16 protein-coding genes are annotated in these 22,778 nt (G+C 41.5%); 9 read left to right on the forward strand and 7 right to left on the reverse strand.

Annotated elements, in window-relative coordinates:
• The first annotated feature begins 37 nt into the window (after positions 1–37).
• Positions 38–742, forward strand: coding sequence for a cytochrome b/b6 domain-containing protein (locus tag KUL10_RS03390; protein WP_110427461.1), 705 nt, complete (start codon positions 38–40; stop codon positions 740–742).
• 543 nt (positions 743–1,285) lie between these two features.
• On the opposite strand, the gene KUL10_RS03395 is transcribed toward KUL10_RS03390, so the two are convergent.
• From KUL10_RS03395 to grpE, 4 genes are all read right to left on the reverse strand, one after another.
• Positions 1,286–1,753, reverse strand: coding sequence for a cytochrome c (locus KUL10_RS03395; protein WP_110427462.1), 468 nt, complete (start codon positions 1,751–1,753; stop codon positions 1,286–1,288).
• 440 nt (positions 1,754–2,193) lie between these two features.
• Positions 2,194–3,315 (reverse strand): molecular chaperone DnaJ, encoded by a 1,122-nt coding sequence (gene dnaJ / locus KUL10_RS03400; protein WP_110427463.1) that lies wholly within the window; start codon positions 3,313–3,315, stop codon positions 2,194–2,196.
• A gap of 225 nt (positions 3,316–3,540) precedes the next feature.
• A complete protein-coding gene (gene dnaK / locus KUL10_RS03405) occupies positions 3,541–5,466 on the reverse strand; it encodes a molecular chaperone DnaK (RefSeq protein ID WP_110427464.1) in 1,926 nt (641 codons plus the stop codon).
• Between the two features lie 127 nt (positions 5,467–5,593).
• A complete protein-coding gene (gene grpE, locus KUL10_RS03410) occupies positions 5,594–6,235 on the reverse strand; it encodes a nucleotide exchange factor GrpE (protein ID WP_110427465.1) in 642 nt (213 codons plus the stop codon).
• Positions 6,236–6,410: 175 nt separating this feature from the next.
• On the opposite strand from grpE, the gene KUL10_RS03415 reads away from it, so the two are divergent.
• The gene (locus tag KUL10_RS03415) at positions 6,411–9,749 is read left to right on the forward strand and encodes a PAS domain-containing hybrid sensor histidine kinase/response regulator (RefSeq protein ID WP_110427466.1); all 3,339 of its coding nucleotides are present in this window, start codon (positions 6,411–6,413) and stop codon (positions 9,747–9,749) included.
• Here KUL10_RS03415 and KUL10_RS03420 read toward each other — a convergent pair.
• Together KUL10_RS03420 and KUL10_RS03425 are read right to left on the reverse strand one after the other, a co-directional pair.
• Positions 9,746–10,402 carry a response regulator transcription factor gene (locus KUL10_RS03420; protein WP_110427467.1) on the reverse strand — a complete coding sequence of 219 codons (657 nt, stop codon included), beginning with the start codon at positions 10,400–10,402 and terminating at the stop codon, positions 9,746–9,748. The genes KUL10_RS03415 and KUL10_RS03420 overlap by 4 nt on opposite strands.
• 186 nt (positions 10,403–10,588) lie before the next feature.
• Positions 10,589–12,904: a TonB-dependent receptor gene (locus KUL10_RS03425; protein WP_110427468.1), complete on the reverse strand. Its 2,316-nt coding sequence runs from the start codon at positions 12,902–12,904 to the stop codon at positions 10,589–10,591.
• 318 nt (positions 12,905–13,222) lie between these two features.
• Here KUL10_RS03425 and KUL10_RS03430 point away from each other — a divergent pair, with 318 nt between their 5' ends.
• The 6 genes from KUL10_RS03430 (at position 13,223) to KUL10_RS03455 (ending at position 19,956) form a co-directional block, all read left to right on the forward strand.
• Positions 13,223–14,518, forward strand: a complete 1,296-nt coding sequence (locus KUL10_RS03430) for a GntP family permease (RefSeq protein WP_110427469.1) — start codon at positions 13,223–13,225, stop codon at positions 14,516–14,518.
• Between the two features lie 152 nt (positions 14,519–14,670).
• Positions 14,671–15,876 (forward strand): homoserine O-acetyltransferase, encoded by a 1,206-nt coding sequence (locus KUL10_RS03435; RefSeq protein ID WP_233499677.1) that lies wholly within the window; start codon positions 14,671–14,673, stop codon positions 15,874–15,876.
• Complete coding sequence (locus tag KUL10_RS03440) at positions 15,869–16,909, forward strand: PHB depolymerase family esterase (protein WP_110427471.1); 1,041 nt, start codon at positions 15,869–15,871, stop codon at positions 16,907–16,909. Before KUL10_RS03435 ends, KUL10_RS03440 begins: the two co-directional genes overlap by 8 nt.
• Positions 16,910–17,003: 94 nt before the next feature.
• The gene (locus tag KUL10_RS03445) at positions 17,004–17,771 is read left to right on the forward strand and encodes a 3-hydroxybutyrate dehydrogenase (protein WP_110427472.1); all 768 of its coding nucleotides are present in this window, start codon (positions 17,004–17,006) and stop codon (positions 17,769–17,771) included.
• A 103-nt stretch (positions 17,772–17,874) separates the two neighbouring features.
• Positions 17,875–18,750 (forward strand): NAD(+) kinase, encoded by an 876-nt coding sequence (gene nadK, locus KUL10_RS03450; RefSeq protein WP_110427473.1) that lies wholly within the window; start codon positions 17,875–17,877, stop codon positions 18,748–18,750.
• A complete protein-coding gene (locus tag KUL10_RS03455) occupies positions 18,751–19,956 on the forward strand; it encodes an anhydro-N-acetylmuramic acid kinase (protein WP_110427474.1) in 1,206 nt (401 codons plus the stop codon). It abuts the gene before it with no gap.
• 55 nt (positions 19,957–20,011) lie between these two features.
• On the opposite strand, the gene KUL10_RS03460 is transcribed toward KUL10_RS03455, so the two are convergent.
• Positions 20,012–20,851, reverse strand: coding sequence for a hypothetical protein (locus tag KUL10_RS03460; RefSeq protein WP_110427475.1), 840 nt, complete (start codon positions 20,849–20,851; stop codon positions 20,012–20,014).
• Between the two features lie 166 nt (positions 20,852–21,017).
• On the opposite strand from KUL10_RS03460, the gene recN reads away from it, so the two are divergent.
• The gene (gene recN / locus KUL10_RS03465; protein ID WP_110427476.1) at positions 21,018–22,694 is read left to right on the forward strand and encodes a DNA repair protein RecN; all 1,677 of its coding nucleotides are present in this window, start codon (positions 21,018–21,020) and stop codon (positions 22,692–22,694) included.
• The last annotated feature ends 84 nt before the right edge of the window (positions 22,695–22,778 follow it).

Below are 22,778 nucleotides of genomic sequence, written 5' to 3' on the forward strand. Positions count from 1 at the left end.
CTGATGTACTAATTGCGGTAGAATAGATAGGAATGTAATGAAACAAAAAATCCACATTTGGGACTTCCCTACCCGCGCATTTCATTGGTTACTAGTTACAGCCATAGCATTTCAATACATTACAGTCGAAATCCTTGATGACGCTATTCAACTCCATTTTTATGGCGGCTATGTCACGCTTGGCTTGATTATTTTTCGCTTGTTTTGGGGGATGTGGGGTGGTTTTCATGCAAGGTTTGTAAATTTTATAAAGAGCCCAGCAACGACGTATCAATATGCAAAGTTGCTCGGATCTCAGCAAAACTCATCCCACTTAGGGCACAATCCAATGGGTGCTTATTCTGTTATTGCGATTCTAAGCATCATCGCGACGCAAGCAGTATCCGGTTTATTCACTACAGACGATATTTTTTCAGAAGGACCCTATTACTCCTCTGTCCCCTCGTTTTATCAGGACATCGCCAGTTGGCTTCATCACAACCTTTTTACCGCGATTTGGGTCTTTTTAGTATTTCATCTTGGCGCGATGTTGTTCTATAAACTCGTCAAAAGACAAGCGTTAGTTAAAGCCATGATTACGGGGCATAAAGAATTAAATGGAAGCGAGAGTGATATTGATAAACCACTTAAAACCCATGTGAGCCCGCTCTGGTTTTTGATTACCCTAGCACTAACGGTAGTGTTGGTTTATTGCATCGTTGAAGTTTGGGCTCCTGAAGTGGTGGATGATTTTTATTATTGAATGATTGAAACACTGTTTGCTGAGTGCGGTTATCAGATAAATACAAACTTTTTCATATGGCCTGTACATGGGTAATAGTGAGGAAGGGTTCTAAGGAGGCCACCTTTTTCAAGGTGATGATGTTTCTCAGTAGGTTATAATAGTGAAGATTCTTTGTAATTAATGGTAATCATGTGTCTTTGTGGGTGATTGTTTTGATATTTCTTCGTGTTAAATGATAGTAACAAGAAAATTAAACTATCGAGTGCACATTACCAAAGAACATTCAGCGCGCCAGATAAGCCCTATGCATTCATAAAAGCTTCCAATACAGGACGTATTGGTAGCAGCGGCAATATATGGCGAACAGCGGTTTTATGAATGCATAGGGCTTATCTGGCAAAAGCTGAATAAAGCTTACGCATTGCGGTGATTGATGTTTAAAGGTTGCAGTGCAAATTAGGTTCCCGCATTCGCGGGAATGACGTTTGATTACTTCAACGACGTTTCTCACGTTATTCATTAAAATGAAGCTTTTTAAAACTCGTTGATAAACTCTGCGTTTTAGTCTTTTTTATAGTCATCGTGACACGCTTTGCATGTCGCACCGACTGCGCCGATAGCTTTGCGATAATTCGATTCATCTTTGTTTTTAGCTACAAGTTGCAACGCTTGAGCGGCTTTGACCATATCCATTGCTTTGCTATTGAAGTCGTCACGATTTTTCCAAATGCTGTCTTTTGCACCCGTTTTAACATCAATTGGCGTAGTGTCCAAAGCAAAATAGTCTTCAATCATTAGGCCCAATTGCTCGATGCGTTGACCATTCACTTCCATCGTTTGCTCGTTAAATGGAATTTGACCTTTTGCCATTCCACCTAGAGGCCCCATATTAGAGCGCACTAGCTGAAAAATTGATTGTCTAAACTTAACAGCGTTGTTAGCTTGCTTTTCAGACTTAGCCTCTTGAGCTACCACATTCCCCGCACAAATTAAACTAGCCAAAGCACTGATTATTATTATTTTTTTCATATTTGAATTCCTACCTATATTGAGTGTACGTAAGTAACTAATTGTTTACGCAAGATGTACTTTTATAGATTAGACCAATTTTAGCTTTTTGAGAACTAAGTCTTTTTTAATCCGCGTATTTTAATTGCAACGCAATATCTAATTTACTCTGCTTACATTGGCTGCTTAAACTTTTTCCGAAACACTGTAACTAAAATAAAAAAGCAAAGGCTTAGTCTCAAAATGCTTTTAAGAGCGTAAGGGTAGCGAACCAAACCAAGCATTGTTAGATAAAGCGAAGAAATAACCTCTCTGTTCGTTTAATATTTGAATTCATCGCACTCTCCAATATAGGCTTGAATAGGCTTGAAAAACGTTAACGATATTCACAACTTTTCACAGCATTAATGAAAAAGCCAGCAAACTGCTGGCTTTTTATTCTAAAAATAACTAGTGACTGCTTAATTAGTCAAATCATCAAAAAACTTCTTAACACCGTCAAAGAAACCCTGTTCTTTAGGACGGTTTTTACCGCCACCCATTGACGCTTCAAATTCTTCTAGCATTTCTTTTTGCTTTGATGACAAGTTTATCGGTGTTTCAATCACTACCTTACACATTAAATCACCAACTGATCCGCTTCTTACAGACTTAACACCTTTGCCACGCAGACGATACATTTTACCCGTTTGTGTTTCGGCGCTAATTTTAAGTTTTACTTTACCGTCTAAGGTAGGTACTTCGATATCCCCACCTAAGGCGGCTACCGTGAAGCTAATTGGCACTTCACAATACAAATTGTTGCCATCGCGCTCGAATATTTCGTGTTGACGGACGTTGACCTGAACATATAAATCACCCGCTGGTGCGCCCATTTCACCAGCTTCACCTTCGCCACTTAAACGGATACGATCACCGGTATCTACGCCAGCAGGTACTTTGACCGATAAGGTTTTAGTTTTTTCAATACGACCTTGACCACGACAGGGTGTACAAGGGTCTGAAATTATCTTGCCTCTACCAGAACAGGTTGGGCAGGTTTGCTGAACAGCAAAGAAGCCTTGACGCATTTGGACCTGACCATTGCCCTTACATGTTGGACAGGTTGTTGGCGAGGTGCCTTTCTTAGCGCCCGAGCCATGACAGCTGTCACATTCGACCAACGTTGGGACGCGAATCTCAACTTCTTTTCCACGAACGGCTTCTTCAAGCGTCATTTCTAGGTTGTAGCGAAGATCTGAGCCTTGGCGTGCACGCGAACCACCGCCTCGTCTACCACCACCAAATATATCACCGAAGACATCACCGAAGATGTCACCAAAATCAGCACCTTGACCATGACCGCCACCACGATTTGGATCAACACCTGCGTGACCATATTGGTCGTAGGCAGCACGCTTTTGATCATCGGTTAGGATTTCATGCGCTTCTTGAATTTCTTTAAATTTTTCTTCCATGCCCTTGTCGCCCTGCGTTCTATCAGGGTGATACTTCATGGCGAGTTTTTTATAGGCTTTCTTAATTTCGCGCTCTGTAGCGCTTTTAGCGACACCTAATACTTCGTAATAATCTCGTTTGGACATAAGAGTGACAATTCCTAACTAATGCTGTGTTTCGTGCTGAATGTTGTTGATTTGAGTTGTGTCATTTTCAGGTTTATTACTACTGAAAATCGTTGCAAACAAAACTAAAGTCAACAACACTAAGTGTTAATACTTTATAAACGCGTTAAGGGCCAGCACAATGTCTGACCCCTTAAACACTTGTCAAAGCTAGATTGTCAGACAGCCTAGCTTTGCTTTACCGACTTATTTTTTGTCGTCTTTTACTTCTTCAAACTCAGCGTCAACAACATCGTCGTCAGCTGCTTTTGCTTGTGGCTCTGCACCTTCTGGCGCTGCTTGACCTTCAGCGGCAGCCTTAGCTTGTGCAATTTCCATCAACTTGCTTGATGCTTCCATTAGCGCTTGCGTTTTAGCTTCGATAGCTGCCTTGTCATCGCCCTTGCGTGCTTCTTCAAGCTCGCCTAACGCTTTTTCAATTGCTTCTTTATCTTCAGCTGGTAATGCATCGCCTGCTTCTTCGATTTGAGTACGTGTACCGTGAATCATACCGTCAGCTTGGTTTCTTGCTTGTACTAACTCTTCAAATTTTGCATCAGCATCTTTGTTTGCTTCAGCATCAGCAACCATTTGCTCGATCTCTGACTCACTTAAACCAGAAGAAGCTTTAATCGTGATCTTCTGCTCTTTACCTGTATCTTTATCTTTTGCAGATACGTGTAAGATACCGTCAGCATCAATATCAAAAGTTACTTCAATTTGAGGGGTTCCACGTGGCGCAGGGCGAATACCTTCTAGATTAAATTGACCTAGTGATTTATTGCCAGATGCTTGCTTACGCTCACCTTGTAGTACGTGTACTGTTACTGCTGCTTGATTATCGTCAGCCGTAGAGAATGTCTGCGATTTTTTGGTCGGAACAGTTGTGTTCTTCTCAATCAATGCAGTCATTACACCGCCCATAGTCTCGATACCAAGTGATAATGGTGTAACGTCTAATAATAGAACGTCTTTAACATCACCCGCTAATACACCGCCTTGAATTGCAGCACCTGTCGCAACTGCTTCATCAGGGTTAACGTCTTTGCGCGGCTCTTTGCCGAAGAAATCTGTGACGTATTTTTGAACCAAAGGCATGCGCGTTTGACCACCTACTAAGATGATATCATTGATATCACCAACAGAAAGGTCTGCATCAGCTAGCGCTTGCTTTAATGGCTCAAGCGACTGCTTAACTAGGTCTTCAACTAACGACTCAAGCTTAGCGCGTGTTACTTTGATTGCTAAGTGCTTAGGACCACTTGCATCTGCCGTGATGTACGGCAAGTTAACTTCTGTTTGTTGCGCAGAAGAAAGTTCGATTTTAGCTTTCTCGCCCGCTTCTTTAAGACGTTGCATTGCAAGTGGGTCTTTACGTAAGTCAAAACCTTGTTCTTTTTGGAACTCTTCAACTAGGTAGTTAATCATGCGGTTATCGAAGTCTTCACCACCTAAGTGAGTATCACCGTTAGTTGCGAGTACTTCAAACGTATGCTCGCCATCAGCTTCATCGATTTCAATGATTGAGATATCGAATGTACCACCACCAAGGTCATAAACAGCAACTACGCTGTCGCCTTTCTTCTTGTCCATACCATAAGCAAGCGCAGCCGCTGTCGGCTCGTTGATAATACGCTTAACTTCAAGTCCAGCAATACGACCAGCATCTTTCGTTGCTTGGCGCTGAGAATCGTTGAAGTATGCAGGTACTGTAATAACAGCTGCAGTTACTTCTTCACCAAGATAGTCTTCAGCTGTTTTCTTCATCTTTTTAAGCACTTCAGCAGAAATTTGCGGTGGTGCCATTTTCTCGCCATTTGCTTCAACCCATGCATCGCCATTGTCAGCCTTTGTAATGTTGAAAGGCATAATATCGATATCGCGCTGAACTTCGTTATCTTCAAAACGGCGACCAATTAAACGCTTAATTGCGAAAAGTGTATTTTTAGGATTGGTAACTGCTTGGCGCTTTGCAGGTGAACCCACTAAAATCTCGCCTTCATTGCTGTATGCAATAATCGATGGCGTGGTGCGATCACCCTCTGCATTTTCAATTACTTTTGCTTTGTCGCCGTCTAGTACTGCGACACATGAATTTGTTGTACCTAAATCGATACCAATGATTCTACCCATTTGTGTGTCTCCAAAAATATGTTGTGCTTGCTTGATGCAATAACTTTCTTTATGAATCTAAAGTGGGGTTAATACCCCTGTTTTCAATACGTGTTTTAAGTTTTTTAAAAAACTCAAAAACCTTTATTTATGCTTGTGTATCGATGCCGTCAGTAGTAGCTGTCGATACCATCACCATTGCTGGACGCAACAGGCGACCATTTAACACATAACCTTTCTGCATAACTGCCATAACAGTATTAGGCGCAAATTCTTCTGACGGTTGCATCGCCATTGCTTGATGTTGCTCTGGATTAAAAGCTTGACCTTGCGGGTCGACAACTTCCATTCCAAATTTTTCGACAGTAGAAACGAAGGATTTAAACGTGAGCTCAACACCTTCCAAGATAGGCTTAACACTTTCATCTTCAGGGTTAGATACCTGTAATGCGCGCTCAAGATTATCCAATACTGGCAGTAACTCACCAGCAAAGCGTTCTAATGCGAACTTGCGTGCTTTTTCTACTTCTTGGTCAGCGCGTCTGCGAGCATTTTCGCTATCAGCTTTTGCTCTTAACACTGCGTCTTTTTGCCCGCTAATCGTCGCGTTAGCAGTTTCCAGAGCGGCTTCGAGTTCAGCAATGCGCTCTATATCGGTATCACCGACTTCTGGTGCATCAACGACTTCACCTTCGAGCGGCGCATCATTTTCGGCAGTTTGATTATCTTCGGCTTGCAGCATTTCATCTACTGTTTGCTCTTCTTGTGCTTTATTTTGCTCGTCGCTCATGTTTTTCTCCGCATTTGTTGCAACTTTTGCGTTAGTCTTTAAGGTGATATGTTAATCAAGTGTGAAATCAAGCTTTTTTGCCTTCAAAACACGCTATAATTTGTTGTTGCGAAGGTATATGGGGCTTGTTTGCATAGCTTCAAGGGGTGTTTTAAGGAAAAACCACAAAAATATTATGTTATCAATTTGGAGTGTTGCAGGACTCGTATTTGTTTACTTGGCAATCGTTTTTATGGTGGCTATGTTTTCAAGTACGCGTGTGAAAAAAGCCTCGCCTTATGTCTACGCGTTGGCCTTGGGTATCCATTGCACTTCTTGGGCATTTTTTGGCACTACCACCCAAGCTATTCAATTTGGTTGGGCGTTTGTTCCGACATATCTCGGTGTGATTCTTGTGATGATTTTTGGCTACTCGGCCTTGCTCAAAATTGCAAGGGTTTGCCAAAAACATCATATTAGTTCGCTCGCTGATTATTTAGGCGCTAGATACCAACATTCAAATCTGTTGGCTGGAACCGTAACGCTATTGTGTTTTGTCGGTGTCATTCCTTATATTGCACTTCAACTTGATGCAATTACCATGATCATCTCATTGATTTCAATTCAAAGCGGCGGTTGGTCAAGCAGTATTGGCGCTTATGTTTCGTTACTAATGGCATTGTTTGCGATTTTATTTGGCGCAAGACAACTTGATTTAACCCAAAAGCATTCTGCATTAATGGTTACCCTTGCATTCAGTTCGCTCATCAAAGTGATCGCGTTGTGCTTTGTCGGTATTTATATTTGTTATTTCTTGTTTGATGGCATTTTCGACTTATTAGCTAAGTCTTTTGCAGAGCCTACCAGCCGTCAGATATTTTATGCTGAGTCATCTATTTGGGTATATTTAACCCACATTGTTCTAGGTATAGCTTCGATGTTTTGTTTGCCAAGGCAATTTCATGTCAACTTTATCGAATTTAATAATGAAAAAGAGTTAAAAACTGCACGATGGGTGCTTCCTTGTTATTTGCTTTTAATGAGTCTGTTCGTATTACCCATTGGATTAGCCGGCACCTTATTATTTCCTGACGGTCAATTTAGTTCTGACAGTTTCGCAATTAGTATTCCTATGTCACAAGGCAACATGTGGGGGGTTATAAGTGCCTTTATTGGTGGATTGGCTGCATCCACCAGCATGGTCATTGTTGCGACCCTTGCATTGGGTATTATGATTGCTAATAACTTTATTACTCCACTTTGGTTTTTCATAAAAAAATCAAACATTGCCCAGCGCGGATTGAGTGTCGACAACATTCTGTTAATTCGGCAACTAAGTATTTTAGTGATTATCGGCATTGCCTATTTTTACCATGTATACGTGAGTCAATCTGCTAGTTTGGTGAAAACAGGATCGGTTGCGATGTCACTGCTAGCGCAAACATTTCCTGCAATTATTGGCGCGATCTACTGGCGTAAGGCATCTTTAAAAGGTGTATTCGGCGGCATGATATTAGGCGTGTCACTATGGGTAATTTATCTACTTTACCCTAGCATATTGGCTGGTTTTTATTTTGAAGACTCACCCTCTGATTTAGCATTAGCTGCTGGGTTCGCAATATCAATTACAGTTAATATTGTCACTTTTGTTATTGTTTCTCTGATCACTAACCGTCATGAAAACCCACAATTTAATGATGAAACCAAAACTTCGCGTGGCGTGACTATTGAGCAACTATCAAAAACCTTTGAGCAAGTGATACCCAACCATTCGTTCACCGATGATTTACTTGAACAAAATACTGAGTTTCCAAACGCACAAGCGACCGCCAGTCAACTCACTCGAGCCAGACAAATTTTATCTGCTCATCTTGGCAACGCTAGCGCCAAAATCGTGCTAGACGCAATTAGCTCATCCACCAGCATTTCAAAAGACGATTTTGGAGAGTGGGTCGAAATGGCCACTAAAAGCTTTAAATTCAACCGTGAATTATTGCAATCCTCGGTCAATTATCTTCCCCAAGGCATCAGGCTCGTGGATGCGGACTTAAACTTAGTTGCTTGGAACGAAAAGTACGAAGCGCTTTTTGAATACCCTGACGGTTATCTTCAAATAGGAATGAAACTGCAAGATATCCTTGAGTTTAACTCCAAGCGAGGAATTTTAGGGCTTGAAGGGACGATTGATGATCAAGATGCGATTGAAAAACGCTTGTTATTGATTAAGGACAAACAATCATTTAAACGCGTCGTGACTCAGTCAAATGGCTTAACCATGGAAATTTCAGGTAGCCCGTTACCGATAGGCGGATACGTCACTGCCTTTAATGACATTACTGAGTATATGCAGATTCAAAAAGAACTTGAACGCTCAAAGTCTGAACTAGAACAGCGCGTCAAATACCGAACAGCAGAACTCAACGAAGCAAAAGATGAAGCAGAAAGAGCCAACCTCAGTAAAACTAAGTTTTTGGCTGCCGCTGGCCATGATTTAATGCAACCATTTAACGCCGCATCGCTGTTTGCCAATTTGTTGCACAAACAACAAGTTAATGAAGACGACATTAAACTATCAAGCGGCCTGATTGGTGCTTTGGATAATGCTAATGAACTCTTATCTATGTTACTGGATATGACCAAACTAGAGTCGGGTCTGATTAAACCCCAACCCACATTATTTATGCTGGATGATTTGTTAGCCCCCTTGGCTCATGAGTTTTCGATGATAGCAAAACAAAAAGGAATCGAATTAAGCTATATTCAAAGCTCTATCTGGGTTCATACAGATAAACAATTATTATCTCGAATAATTCAAAACCTGTTGAGTAATGCTGTTCGCTATACTCAACAAGGTAAAATTGTTTTAGGTATTAAGCGCGTCAGTAAAACACATTTTAAACTTGTGGTAATAGACACGGGAAGCGGTATACCTGATGATCAGCTGGAATTTGTGTTCGATGAGTTTAAGCAAGTAAGCACTTCAAATACTGGCCAAGGCCTTGGCTTGGGGCTAACAATTGTTCAAAAGCTGAGTGAGCTTCTTAGTATCAAGATTAAAATTGCTTCTGAATTAGACAAAGGTACGCAATTTAGTTTGACGATGCGTCGTTCTGAAAGTCAGCTAACTAAAGCTATGCAAGAAAGGCAAGTCATTCAACGCAGTGAACAGTTTAGCGGCAAACATGTTTTGTTAATCGAAAATGATGCGTTGGTGACGCGGGCCATGAGCACACTTTTGCAGTCTTGGGGAATGCTTGTACATCACTGCGCATCTTCAAACGACTTGATACGTATTGAATCGGAGAAAATTGATATAGCCATCATCGATTACCATCTAGATTTTGGTGAGAATGGAATTAGTTTATTCAAGCAAATTAACAAGAACATGAATCCCCCTGTAAAAGGTATACTAATTACCGCCAATCGAGATGAAAGCATTCAAAACTTGGCTGCAAATAACGATTTAATTTACATGACGAAGCCCATCAAAGAAATCGTATTAAAACGCAGTTTAAACAAACTACTTAAAACTTAATTTTCGATAGACGTAAGTTGTTTGTAGATCACACCAGCTTGGGTTCTATTATTTAGACCTAGCTTTTTAAGAACTTGTGATGAATGTTGTTTAACAGTGGACTCGGATATGTTGAGTTCATATGCGATTTGCTTGTTAAGTAAGCCATCAGCCATCATTTTTAATACTTTTAATTGATTAGGCGTGAGTTGTGCTAATCGTGATAGATTTTCTTTGATGTCAGCGTTTTGGGTATCAGTGTTTTCTATGGCATCAAGGTTGATATAATCAGGCACCCAAAACCCACCATTTAATACATGTTCGACCGCCTCTGCCATTTTATCCAGTGAGCTGGATTTGGGAATGAAGGCGCAAGCGCCCATCTCCATCACTTTGTGAATCACCTGAACACTTTCTTCTGCGGAAACGATGATGACAGATAGGTTGGGAAACGAAGATATAATATTCATTAGGCCAGTGAGCCCATCATTGCCTGGCATTTTCAGGTCGAGAAAGAGTAAATCAGTATTTTCTTGTTTGCTAAGCGCCTCGATTGTTTGCTCAAAGTCTTCAGTAAACCTTACTTCGTCGCCGATCACCTCAGCAATTGCTTGTTGCAAGGCCATACGAAATAATGGGTGATCATCTGCAATAATACTACTTAGGGATGCCATCTACTGCTTATATCCTATCGACACATTACGATCCTCAAATGCTAGTTTGGTAAACTTAGCCTGTCTTTGTTTGATTTTCAAACATCTGCTAAGAAACAAACACCTGAACATAAACTACTGAAAACAAAAAAGCAGTCTAGACTCAGTAAGTAATAGACTGCAATACACAATGGAACAGTTTGCTAATTAAAAACGATAGCCTACGGTTAAGTGAATCGTACGCGGGTCGCCGTAATAGCCTATTAGTGTTAAATCACCGCCTAAACCGGGCAATAACTCGCCATTTTCACCGCGCGTGACAAAGTCGTAACCACCCACCAAGTATTCTTCGTCAGTTAGGTTTTTAGCATGCAGGCTTGCAAACCAATCACCACTCATACTTTCCCATGCCACGCTCACATTCACCATGTTATACGCATCTTGCTCTAGCAGGTCACTGGTCTCGAAAAGCAAGTAATCATCTCGTCTGTATACGCCGCCATTAATTACAAAACTGCCAAAGTCAGTTTCTAAAAAGTAATTCGCAGATAAATTTATGGTCATCTCAGGCGTATTCGATAAACCAATTACCGGTGGTATGGTATTGCCTGCTTCAACGTCTGTATCAATATAACCAAGTGCTAGATCAATACTCAGATTGTCTGTAGCAACATAGGTAAATTCAGATTCAATACCCCATGCAGACGATTCTGCGACATTGCGAAGCACTTGTTGCAGATCAGTTGCAGTATTACCTGGCCCAAAACCAACATACTGTCGGTCTTTGTGATCAAATGAAAACAAAGTGACGTTTGCGCGCAGTGAGTCATTCCAATCGCTTTTCATTCCAAGCTCAAAAGAGTCGACGATTTCTGGGTTAACACCGTCTTCATTGATGGTCGCTCTAGGGTTAAAGGTGCCTGACTTAAAGCCTTGAGAATATGATGCAAATAGCATCAAATCATCGTTTACTTGATATTCAAGTCCAATACGAGGCGTAAAACGAGACCAACTTTCAGACTTGGGCGCATCCAACACACCATCACCATCACTGTCACTGCCAAGTACTGTCGGAACAAGCTGACCATCAGGTCTAACGTAACCAGGCACCCAACCACTTGAAGGGTACACATTGGCAAATACTAATCCGTTGTTTACAAATGCTGTTTTTTCTTCGTCGGTATAGCGTGCGCCAACCGTCATCGATAGTTGGTCACTTAAATTAAAAGAAGACTGAGCATAAACAGCCCAACTTTCTGAGTTGTTACAGCCAGTTACTTCACGTGTTAAGCCTGGTGTCGCAAACGCGACTCTGCCCAAAAAACCGAGAATCGCATCAAAGTTTCCGCATGATTCACCATCGTATAGATACACACCGCTTACCAAGGAATAACGGCCATTATCAAAGTTAGCTTGTAATTCATGAGATGTATTTTCGTCTTTGTATTCGGCAGGTACATCAAAAATATCCAAAGGCGTGTTATCAAAATCAATATTGGTAGGCGAATAGCCTTCTCTGCTGGCTCCGATGTATTTTAACTCGAGGTTCTCAGAATAGTCATAGCGCGCCATTACACTAAAACCCTCTAATTCAACTTCGTTAAAGGTCGGCAAACTAGTGTATGAATCAAATACGCTATCGGGCACAGGCGCTTGGGTCAATAAGCTAGGCAGAAGGCGATATCCTCCTTTTGCATTTGAAGTATCTTTGGTTTTATCGTAACCCACACGAATAAACAGGTCGTCTGTTGGCGAATACTCGACATCAATTCTGCCTGCCCAAAGGTCTTTATTATAGTTTTCTAGATCTTGATTGGGTAATGCTGAGATTAAGTATTCTCCAAAACCGTCGCGCGTCAAATCAGCAAAACCAAACCCAACATATAACTTGTCTTCGACTAGTGGAATTTGCCCAGTAAGTTTAATGTCTCTTTGAGAGTAACTACCGATAGTTGCCTGAGCAGTAGCACGTGCTTCACCCGACATTTCTTTGGTAACGTACTTTATCGCACCACCAATGGTATTCTTGCCATATAAGGTACCTTGAGGGCCTCGCAATACTTCAATTCGATCGACATCTAACAGATCTAATACAGCACCTTGTGGCCTTGCCATATATACATCATCTATATAAATCCCCACGCCTGGTTCATAGCCCCATAAAGGGTCTTGCTGTCCTACACCACGAATAAAGGCTGTTAGTGTTGAGTTAGTGCCACGGCTAGTTTGTAAGGTGGTGTTGGGCGAAAAGGCTTGCACTTCAGTAAGTACAGAAATACCTTTTTCTGCTAACTCTTGCCCGCCTATAGATGTCACAGCAAGTGGGACTTCTTGTAAAGACTCACTGGTTTTACGAGCAGTGACTTCAATGACTTCTAAGCCTCCTTTTGCTTCTTGCTCTTGAGCACTAGCTATGATTGGACTGCTCAACAAGGCTGCTAACACCGCTTGGCTTAGCACGCTTGCGTTAAATAGTGTTGTCTTGCTTTTACGGTTAAAAGACTTACGAGTCGATCTGTTCATGTGTGTCCCTAATTCTCTCTTTTAATTTATTTATGTAGCGCGATTAAATCGCTCAACTAGGCATCTATGTTTTCATGAAGCATTTGCGGCTTTGTTAAATTTAAGTTAATCGATCGAAAAATGTAATAGTACGATCGTACTATCGAATAAAATCAATACTTTACTTAGACTTGCAAACATTCCTGAGTATTTGCAGCAACAAATACATAGGTGAAATGCGACTTATTTGCGCATTTTATTAACATATTGAAGTCTCATTTAATGCGACCAATTTGAATATTGAATGAACTTAGAAATATCAAAACAGGAATCATTTACATGATCAGTCTTATTGGTTTAATTGGTGGGCTTGGCTTACTGATTTTCCTAACCATTCGCGGCATGAATTTATTTATCGCTGCTCCGCTATGCGCCTTATTAGTCGCCTTGACCAATGGCTTGCCTGTATTTTTGGGTGATGGCAACTTTGTCGCCACCTATATGTCGGGTTTCACTGGTTTTATCGCCTCGTGGTTCTTCATGTTTCTACTTGGTGCCTTATTTGGCAAATTTATGGAAGATACTGGCGCTGCCGATTCGCTTGCGCGATGGATCATTGCCAAGCTAGGCTATAAGCGCGCGGTGTTCGCCGTTGTTGCAGCTTGTGCAATCTTGACCTACGGCGGTGTTAGCGTATTCGTCGTGGCATTTTCTGTTTACCCAATGGCTTTGAGCTTATTCAAAGACGCCAACCTGCCCAGACGTTTTATTCCCGCTACAATGGCATTTGGTTCAGTCACATTCACCATGACTTCTGCAGGCTCTCCTGAAATACAAAACTGGATCCCGATTAAATATTTAGGTACATCACCTTTTGCAGCGTGGGAAGTCAGCTTAGTCGTCGCAGTATTCATGGCCTTATTTGGTTACTATTGGCTGAGCAAGATGGTCAACAAAGCGGTTGCGAATGGGGAAGCCTTTGAAGCCTATGATAATGACCCTGAAATCACGGATCGGCCTCTCCCAAATCCATTTACAGGTTTTATTCCTTTGCTAGTCGTTCTCGTACTTTCATTCTTATTACACGAGGCCCTTGCTCAACTGGCACTCATCGTCGCCTTAGGTGGCGGAGTACTAAGCCTTATGTTGATTAACTATAAATACTTTATCAATCTTGGACGCGCAGTGAATCTCGGCACCACAGGCGCATTGATCGCGATCGGTAATACCGCCGCGGTGGTTGGCTTTGGTTCAATTGCTAAAACAACCGACGCTTTTCAAGAAACGGTGACGATAATGACAGCCATTCCGGGCAATGAATTGATCGGTGCTGCTATTGCAGTGAGTGTCATTGCAGGATTAACCGGCTCGGCATCGGGTGGACAAGCTATTGCCCTGCCCTTAGTTGGTCCACATTACCTTGACCAAGGCGTCGATCCTGAAGAATTGCACAGAATTGTTTCAATTTCGTCCGGAGCGCTTGATTCATTGCCCCACAATGGCTACGTTGTCACCACAATACGCGCAATATGTAACGAAACCCATCAACGTGCATACGGCCCCATGGCAGCGTTAACTGTTGTTGTGCCGCTTATTGGGCTTGCGATGGCCATTGGCCTATTTATTATGTTTTAAGGTTGAGCTATTCAAAAATGTTCAAAATAAAACCGTTTATTACCAAGAAAAGAGAAATAACTAGGTTCAATTTGTTTAAACTGACAATTCGACGAACCATTTGTCTGAGTTTTTTGGTATTACTTACCACAATGTCGCTACTCTCGAATGCAATGAATAATGAGCAAGTGCCACCCATGGAAGAAAAACAAGTGGAAAATCTAGCATTAGTTAAAAAGCAAATTCATCGAATAGACAGTTTCGATACGTTTTTAGGTGTCACAATAAAAGATGTCAAAGTCGGCTGGGAAAGCTATGGAAACTTAAATGACACTAAATCTAATGCAGTATTAATCACTCATTATTTTACCGGCAGTTCCCATGCCGCTGGAAAATACAAACACGATGATGCCGAACCAGGTTATTGGGACAGTATTATTGGACCCGGCAAGGCCATTGATACCAATAAGTTTTTTGTGATCAGTGTCGATAGCTTAGTTAATATTTCCGCACATGATCCTAATGTGCACACAACTGGCCCCGCGAGTATTAATCCAGATACTGGAAAGCCTTATGGGCTAAGCTTTCCCATTGTGACGATGAGAGATTTTGTCAATGTTCAAAAGTCTGTACTCGATAGTCTGGGTATAGAAACCTTGCATGCCGTATTGGGTCCATCAATGGGATCTATGCAAGCAATTGAATGGGCCAGTGCCTATCCTGATAAAGTCAAACGACTAGTCTCGGTGATTGGTTCCGCCTCAAGTGATCCTTGGACATCCGCAGCACTTGAACAATGGACGATCCCGATAAAACTAGATCGAAATTGGAATGAGGGAAATTACTACTCGGGTAAGCCGCCCATTGAAGGTTTAACAGCCGCGCTGATGTTTATTACTCAATCAGCACTGCATCCTAAGTTTTTTGCTCAAATAGGCGAACAACTCAATTATAAACCACTAGAAGAAGCTGCCTCAAAGAGTATCCTTGCAAAGCACTCAATTAATCAGTGGCTTTATGACCGGGCAAAGGAGCGTGCTGAATTAATGGATGCAAATCACCTTTTATATTTAGTGAAAGCTAACCAATTGTTTATGACTGGCCACGGAGATTCTTTGCGGCAAGGTTTAGCGAACATCAAAGCAAAAACGCTTTTCATCCCCTCCGCTGATGATTTGCTGCTCATGCCTTATCACGCAAAAATGGCACATGATATTTTGAGAACAGTATCACCCGATAACACACATCAATATACAGAGTTATCCGCTGGTCTTGGTCACTTAGACGGCGTATCTGCGATTAGCCAACAAGCTCAATTGATCAAATCGTTTTTAGAATCAGATGCATCGAATACTTACTCGGAGAAAATTGATGAATAAACAAGCTACATTTCGCACGATGTCGATTGCATGTGCGCTAGGCCTTGCATCACAAGTTGCAGCCGATGATCAAGATATTCAAGGTGTTGCACTTAATATTGATACCAGCTCCGTTACCGTTTCAGGCCTGTCATCTGGCGGTTACATGGCAACACAGTTTCACCTAGCACATTCTGAATACGTTGACGGTTCCGCACTAATTGGCACAGGGCCCTACTATTGTGGACAAAATGACATAGGGACTGCACTTGCCCAGTGCGTGAATAAAACTTCAGAGTTTTTAAGTTTAGATGTATTACAAGAAAAAGTAGCGTCTTACCAATCTAAAGGGCTCTTAGCTAAGCAAAGCACTCACAAAAATGACAAGGTTTGGATTCTGCATGGCCAGAACGACGATAAAGTAAATCGCAAAGCAGCGGATATGCTCGCCGCGCAATATTCAGCTTGGATAGAAGCAGAAAATCTAGTTTATATTTCCGATAAACCATTCGCCCACCATTTTCCGACACTCGCTAGCGGACATGAATGCTCAATATCTCAAGCTCCTTTTATTGGGAATTGTGACTATGATGCAGCGGGTGAATTTTTGTCTCACTTATACTCTGATTTGAAAGATAAATCGCGTGAATCAGCAGACTCACTTGCTACACAAATCATCGAATTTGAGCAGAGCGAGTTAGGCGGCGAGTATGCCTCTGACCTTGCCGATACTGGATATGCCTTTGTGCCCAGCGGATGCGCACAAGGGCAAGCTTGTAAGGTGCATGTTAGTTTTCATGGATGCAATCAATTCGCAGACGCCGTTGGACGAGAGTATGTTGAAAATACTGGTCTAAATGTATGGGCACAGAGCAATAATATTTTAGTTCTATATCCACAGACAAAAAAATCCTTATTCATGCCTTTAAACCCTCAAGGTTGTTGGGATTGGTGGGGATATACCTCTGAAGATTACGCAAATAAAAAAGGCGAGCAAATCATGGCGGTTCACACTATGATTCAAAATCTAAGCAAACTTGTTATTTCCGGCTGATTTAATTAAATCAGGTGAGTAATTCAATAACAGTCAGGTGAGCAATTCAATAAGTTACCAAAGTAAAACGCGATAAAAACCAAGGAAGCGCAATATGAGTTCAAAAAACATATTTATAACGGGTGGCGCAAGTGGGATCGGTTTTGGGATCGCAGCACATTTTAGCGAACTGGGTCACCACATTATCATCGCCGATATCAATCAAGATGCAGCCGAACAAGCAGCTAAATCCTTGCAAAGTAGGGGCGGAAGCGCACAAGCAATACAAATTGATGTATGCAATGCTTCAGCAGTTGCCCAGCTACCTGAGCAATTGAAAGATACCCCAGTAGACGTATTAATCAACAACGCAGGTATACAGCACGTCAGTCGTATCGAGGATTTTCCCGCAGAAAAGTGGCAACGATTAATAGATATTATGCTCGTTGCACCTGCACTGCTTACTCAGGCATTTTTACCAAATATGCGCAAAAACGACTTTGGCCGTATTATCAATGTGGGCTCGATACATTCGTTGGTCGCCTCGCCATTTAAGTCAGCGTATGTCGCTGCAAAACACGGACTCTTAGGTTTTTCAAAAACCATTGCCTTAGAAATGGGTGATGCCAACATTACAATTAACACCTTGTGCCCTGCCTATGTAAAAACGCCCTTAGTCGAACAACAAATAGCGGCTCAAGCAAAAGAAAACAACATGACGGAAGAACAAGTTGTTTCAGACATTATGCTTGCACCTATGCCCAAAAAAGCATTCATCAGCGTTGAAGAACTTGCAGGTACTGCTGAATTTTTAATATCACCTGCTGCGCGCAATATGACTGCGCAAACCTTGGTATTAGACGGCGGTTGGGTAGCGAGATAGGCTTGTCAATTACTGATAAACATCAAGTAAAACCAAGATTTACTTGCATCTTGCTTTTACTTGCGTTTATCGTAGCCTATTGAAGTTAAGAAATCGCAATATAATGCCTTATAAAACAGTCGGCTTGATTGGAAAACCTGCACACTCAGGTACTCACGATAGTTTGAATGCCTTGGTTAAAGAACTCACCGCTAGGCAATGCAAAATACTCATCGAACAACGTATCGAAGACGAAATCCTAGATAAGTCTTTACAAGTTTGTAGCTTAGATGAAATTGGTCAGGCGTGTGATTTGGCTATTGTGGTAGGTGGCGACGGCTATATGTTGGGCGCTGCAAGAGTATTAGCTAAGCATCAAATTGATGTGGTCGGTGTTAACCGAGGAAACTTAGGTTTTTTGACTGACATTAGCCCTGAAGATATTGCTCGTCAGCTGGCGCTTTTATTCGACGGACAAGGTCATCGAGAAGCCCGCTTTGTGCTTGAAACCAGTGTATTTCGCAATGGCTCCCTTCAAAGTGCAGACGCTGCGGTAAATGAAGTCGTGCTTCACCATACAAAAGTCGCGCATATGATGGAGTTTGAACTGTATATAGATAAGCAGTTTGTATTCAGTCAACGTTCCGATGGCTTGATTGTTGCCACGCCTACAGGGTCGACCGCTTACTCCTTGTCAGGTGGTGGTCCGATTTTAATGCCTCAACTAAATGCACTCACGCTTGTACCGATGTTTCCTCATACTTTGAGTAGCCGCCCGATTGTTGTCGATGCGGATAGCGAGATAACCTTGCGTGTATCCAAAGCAAATACGCAAAATCTACAGGTAAGTTGTGATAGTCACATTGTCATCACCTTAGAGCCCGGTGATGAAGTCGTGATCAGAAAGAATCCAGATAAACTCAACCTTATTCATCCACCCGACTATAACTATTTCAATGTGCTTCGAACGAAGCTCGGTTGGGGTAGCAAACTTTACTAAATGTTGTCACAAATAAACAAACTGCATCAGCTTGCTCATAAACCCTCAAGGCTTATTCTAGGTTTAATGAGTGGCACTTCCCTTGATGGGCTTGATATCGCCTTATGCAAAGTCAGTGGCGCTGACTTTGATACTCAGGTTGAACTATTAGCATTTACAACGGCAGAATATCCAACACAGTTTAAAGAGCAAACGCGAGAGGTCTTCGCCAAATCTCACGTTAAATCAACTGACCTTTGTTTATTGAACGTGACAACTGCAAGTATGCATGCATCGCTCATCAATCAAACGCTTGCAGGTTGGGGGCGAACAAGCGAAGAAATAGACCTAATTGCGAGTCACGGGCAAACTATTTTCCATATGCCCAAACGACAACACAAAATTCCCAATCAACCCAATGCCACCTTACAAGTCGGAGATGGCGACCATATCGCAGCAAAGACAGGAATTATTACCGTCAGTGATTTTAGGCAGAAGCATATCGCACATGGCGGCGAAGGCGCTCCCCTTGCGCTTTACGGAGACTATTTATTAACAGGTCGCGCAGCGCAAGCCAGGGTACTTCTTAATATCGGCGGAATCGCAAACTTTAGCTATTTCCCGACAGATGCCAGCATAAACGAGGTCGTTTGCACCGATGTTGGACCAGGAAATACACTGATGGATGCTTTTGTGCAGCAGCACTTCAACAAACCATACGATAAAAATGGTGACATTGCAGCTTCGGGTAAGGTTCATGATGGATTGATCAGTGCATTGATGAATGATGCGTTCTTTGAGCAATCGCTTCCTCGTACAACAGGACAGGATTATTTTAATCTAGACTGGCTAACAAACATATTTTCTTCAAATAGCCTCAAAAAAATCAGCAAGTTCGATATTCTATGTACTCTAAATCATTTCGCAGCACGATGCATTGCTGATGCAATCAGATCTGTTACCAATGATTTAGCACATACACAGATTTTACTCAGCGGTGGTGGATACTTGAATAAATACTTAATCAGGAATATCGAACAATATCTAAAGCGTCCGCTCGATGGCACCAGTGAAGCAATCGGCTTAGACCCTGATGCAAAAGAAGCGATGTTGTTTGCAATTTTGGCAAATCAATTGGTTGCTAGTGATGTAAATGAGGCTCAAAGACAGTCTAGTAATTCTGATTATCCTTGGGTTTCCATGGGGAAAGTTTCATTTCCGCTTTAGCGATTATTTGTTGTCTGTAGTATGCATATTTCATTCTTACAAAGGTATTCAAGGATTAAATTCTTTTGTATTTTGACTTCAACTCATTAAAGATTCTTATCGCGTTGTTAGTTTCATCAGAGGTCATGCGTTTCTCTAACCATTGTCTGGACTTGTCTGCCTTTTGATAGTTGTCGTTATCGTCCGTTGTAGCCAGTAGCAAATAAGTATATGCCAAAGATTTTTCAAAATTCTGCCCTTTTGTTGCTGGGTCAAAATCTTGGAAACCTCTGATCATCCTAAACATTGATTTTTCGCCCCCCAAAAGGGCAATGTTTCGCGATAAGTCGTACATCTCTGCTTTGATTTCACTTAGCTTAGCCACAAGCTCATCACGCGATAGGTGTGCTAGATCAAATCCCTCAATTAGCTCTCTATTTGTGAGAAACCAAAGCATATCAACCGCATCGTCTGAGCCTTTTTTTGCTGCTTCAAAAAAGCGTTCAACGTAATGAATACTACGATCAATATTCACGCATTTATCAAATCTAGATGAGACACTTTCGATTATTTCAGGAATCTCGTTATTTTGGTTTGCGTTTAACATCCACTCTTCCAGTTCAGTTTGGCTTTCTGGAATGTTTCGACACGAGTAAGCGAGATTAGCGCTGTTGAGTAACTCTAGAGCAGTAAATATGTTTGAGTTAGCTTGATTCATTAATCCAGTCGTTCTTTCGGGCTGTATTTCTAACAAAAAACGTTGGTCAGTGACTTCTTTGGAAGGCTCGACTCGAATATTGTGCAATAACTTGGTGTCGTCTAATTGAGCTTTTTTGTTTGTTTGAAGAAACACCAAAACAGAAGTGAGAACTAAAATAAATACCGTAACATAAATCCAAAAATGAGCCCTATGCATCTATCTTCCCTAAATAATCGCGCATTAAGTTAGTTTATAAAGCATTGTAAGTCATTTATTAATATTTGATACTGGCAATTATCACCGGAACTAAAAACCTACTTTACAGCCAATTTAATACTGTATATATTAACAGTAATTGAGTAATTCTCGTGAGAACTGAACAATGCTTACTTACATATCGGTCAAGAATTTTGCTGTTGTCAAAAACGTCGAAATAGATATTAACCATGGATTAACCGTCGTTACAGGTGAAACAGGCGCTGGTAAATCTATCGCGATAGACGCGTTAAGCCTTTGTTTGGGTGCAAGAGCGGATGCTAATTCGGTAAGGCCGGGCGCTGAAAAAGCTGAGATCGTCGCTTATTTTGATGTAAGTTCGGTGAAAAAGGCTACATCTTGGTTATCTGAACACGAGCTGTTACAAGAAGATAATCAACATGAATGTTTTATTCGCAGAGTGATTAGTCAAGAAGGTCGTTCAAAAGCATTTGTAAATGGCAGTGTTGTCACTCTCGCTCAACTTAAACAATTGGGTCAAATGCTGATCAGTATCCACGGTCAACATGCTCATCACCAATTGCTCAAACCTAATTTTCAACGTGAACTTTTAGACAATTATGCTGGCAATAATAAAGAGTTAGATGCGCTTAAAATTGCCTATCAGGCGCTAACAAGTGAAAGAAAGGCTTTAAATGAATTGATCAGCGAACAAGCACAGCGTGCAGATCGCAGAAATTTATTGCAATATCAGGTACAAGAACTCGATGAGTTTAGTATCGGAGAACACGAATTCTCAGAGCTAGAAATAGAACACAAGAGGCTGAGTAACAGTCAAACGCTTTTAGAGCAGGCACAATTAAGCTTCCATAAATTGTACGAAGGGGAAGACTTTAATGCCTTGTCCTCTATTCGCTCTAGTGCCGACAATTTAAGCGAAATGAAAGAACATGACGCAAGTTTGTCGCCTATTGTCGAGATGTTGAACGAAGCAGCGATTCAGGTTGAAGAAGCTTCACAAGAAATTAGGCAATATTGTGAGCAGTTAGAAATCGACCCTATGCGACTTCAACAAGTCGAGCAACGTTACTCTCAAGCTATGGACCTTGCTCGAAAGCACCATGTCGATCCTGAGCTCTTATTTTCAAAGCATATGGAATTGGATGCAGAGTTTAAACAATTGAATCAAGACGAGAGTCAAATCGAAGCCTTGCAAGCCTCTTGCAAGCAAAGACAAGAAGAATACGAATCATTGGCGGTGAGCCTCAGCAATAAACGCAAAAAAGCAGCACTCAAACTAGGCAAAGAAATTCAAACTAGCATCAGAGAGATGAACATGCCTCATGCAGTGCTAGAAGTTGATGTAGAATTTGATAGTACCATTCCTGTCAATGCATTCGGCCAAGATCTCATCAATATAAAAGTAGCGACTAATCCCGGATTAGCGGCGGATACACTTGAAAAAGTAGTATCTGGTGGTGAACTATCTCGAATTGGATTGGCTATTCAAGTGATTACCTCAGGCACAGATAACACACCTACATTGATATTCGATGAAGTAGATACCGGTATAAGTGGCCCTACTGCGGCGATCGTCGGCAAACTCCTCAGAAAATTGGGTGCAGAGTCACAAGTGCTTTGTGTAACACACTTACCTCAAGTTGCTGCATTAGGTCACAACCAGTTATTTGTAACTAAATTAACTGATACTAAAACCAGCGAAACAAAGATACTCAAACTAACTGATAACGAACGAGTCAATGAAGTTGCACGTTTACTTGCCGGCGATAAACTAACAGACAGTGCCTTAGCTAATGCAAGAGAACTATTAAAATTAAGCTAACGAACTAATTAAAATTTAAAAGGTCTGAGTAACGTGATAGCATCGTGCGTCGTTTGAGTCCATGGATAGTCAAATTGATGGATG

It is taken from the genome of Glaciecola sp. KUL10 (assembly GCF_003203515.1).
Classification (GTDB): Bacteria; Pseudomonadota; Gammaproteobacteria; order Enterobacterales; family Alteromonadaceae; genus Glaciecola.